Consider the following 2,338-nt stretch of genomic DNA (forward strand, 5'->3'; position numbering starts at 1 on the left):
GCCAAGGACCTGGACGGCCGCGGCCTGCGCTTCACGCCGCGCGGGCGCGAGGCGATGGCGCGGCGCTTCGGCGTGCCGGCCGAACTGGGCGCCTGATCACGCGCCGCGCGGCCGCTCAGGACAGCACGGTTTCCGGTGGTGCGTAGTCGTACCCCAGCTGGCGCGCGACCGGCTCGCACACCACCTTGCCCAGCGCCACGTTCAGGCCGGCACGCAGGTGCGCGTCGTCGCGCAGCGCCTGCTGCCAGCCTTTGTCCGCCAGCGCCAGCGCGTGGCCGATGGTGGCGTTGTTCAAGGCGAAGGTGGAGGTGCGCGGCACCGCGCCCGGCATGTTGGCCACGCAGTAGTGCACCACGCCGTCGACCACATACGTGGGGTCGGCGTGCGTGGTGGCATGCGAGGTCTCGAAGCAGCCGCCCTGGTCGATGGCGACGTCCACCACCACCGAGCCCTTTTTCATGCGGGAAATCATTTCGCGCGTGACCAGCTTGGGCGCCGCGGCGCCGGGAATCAGCACGCCGCCGATCACCAGGTCGGCCTGCATCACCGCTTCTTCGAGGCTGTGCGTGGTGGAGAACAGCGTGGCGATGCGGTTGCCGTACACCAGATCCAGCTGGCGCAGGCGGTCGATGCTCTTGTCCAGCACCGTGACCTGCGCGCCCATGCCCACGGCCATCTGCAGCGCGTTGGTGCCGACCACGCCGGCGCCCAGCACCACCACGTGCGCGGCCGGCACGCCCGGCACGCCGCCCAGCAGGATGCCGCGGCCGCCCTGCGCCTTTTCCAGGTGCGTGGCGCCGACCTGCACCGACATGCGGCCGGCCACTTCGCTCATGGGCGCCAGCAGCGGCAGGCCGCCACCGGGCGCGGTGATGGTTTCGTAGGCGACGCACACGGCGCCGGACTTGACCAGGCCTTCGGTCTGCGCGGGATCGGGCGCGAGGTGCAGGTAGGTGTAGAGCAATTGCCCCTTGCGCAGCATGGCGATTTCCTGCGGCTGCGGCTCCTTCACCTTGACGACCATCTCGCCCTGTTCGAAGGTCTCGGCCGCGGTGGCCGCGATGCGCGCGCCGGCAGCGGCGTACTGGTCGTCATCGAGCCCCACGCCGGCACCGGCGCCGGCCTGCACCCACACCTCGTGGCCGTGGCGCACCAGCTCGCGCACGCTCGCCGGAGTGAGGCCGACGCGGTACTCGTGGTTCTTGATTTCCTTGGGTACGCCGATGCGCATGGTGTGTCTCCGTGTTATTGATCTCGCCGCATTGTGGAAACGCATGCGGCATTCCGCCAAGCGTGATGCGGATTCGAGCGGGCGCATTAGGGGGGCTGATTGCGCCACCGGCCCGGATTCAGATCGCGCGGCCGGCCTTTTCCCAGTGCGGCGCGCGCAGCTTGCGCTTGAAGATCTTGCCGGTGTCCTCGCGCGGAAGCTGCGTGTGGAACTCCACCAGTTTCGGCACCTTGTAGCCGGCGATGTGCTCGCGCAGGAACGCCTTCACGTCGTCTTGCGACAGCACGGCGCCGGGGCGCGGCTGGACGGCGGCGGCCAGCGCCTCGCCCCATTCCTCGTCGGGGATGCCGAACACCGCGCAGTCGGCCACGCCCGGCAGCATGGACAGCGCCGCCTCGATTTCCGCCGGATAGATGTTCACCCCGCCGGAGATCACCATGTCGGACTTGCGGTCGCAGATGTAGAGGTAGCCCTCGGCATCCACATAGCCCACGTCGCCCAGAGTGACCAGCCCGTCGCGCTGCATCGCGGCGCGCGCGCCCGTGGTGTCGTTGGCATAGACGAAATCGGGGTACGCCGGCTGGCGCGCGTAGATGAGGCCGGTGGTGCCCGCCGGTACTTCGTTGCCGTCGTCGTCCAGGATCTTCAGCACTGCGTTGCCGACGACGCGGCCGGCGGAACCCGGATGCGCCAGCCATTCATTGGAGCCGATGAAGGTGACGTAGCCGGTCTCGCTGGATGCATAGGCCTCGTTGATGACGGGGCCCCACCAGTCGATCATCGCCTTCTTCACCTGCGGCGGGCACGGCGAGCCGGTGGATGCCACGAAGCGCACCGAGCCGATAGCGTGCCCAGCACGCTGCGCTTGCGGCAGGCGCAGCAGGCGCTGGTACATGGTGGGCACCAGGTACAGGTGCGTGGTGCGGTCGCGCTCCACCAGTTCGAGCAGGCGCTGCGCGTCGAAGCGCGGCTCCAGCCGCAAGGTGGCACCGGCCTGCGCGCAGAAGTTGATGTAGGAAGCGGGGGCGCTGTGGTAGAGCGGCGCGCACAGCAGCGCCCGCGCGTCGGGGCCGATGCCGAACACCGCGCGGCCGACCGCCGCCGTGG

General features: G+C 69.8%; 2 protein-coding genes. Both read right to left on the minus strand.

Annotated elements, in window-relative coordinates:
- Window positions 1–115: 115 nt before the first annotated feature.
- Window positions 116–1,231, minus strand: coding sequence for an alanine dehydrogenase (ald, locus tag H0U68_RS20740; RefSeq protein ID WP_296358799.1), 1,116 nt, complete (start codon window positions 1,229–1,231; stop codon window positions 116–118).
- 118 nt (window positions 1,232–1,349) lie between these two features.
- The coding region (locus H0U68_RS20745; RefSeq protein WP_296358800.1) for an AMP-binding protein at window positions 1,350–2,338 on the minus strand (989 nt) is incomplete at its 5' end.

Source organism: Ramlibacter sp. (genome assembly GCF_013697775.1).
In the GTDB taxonomy this organism is placed as follows: domain Bacteria; phylum Pseudomonadota; class Gammaproteobacteria; order Burkholderiales; family Burkholderiaceae_C; genus Ramlibacter.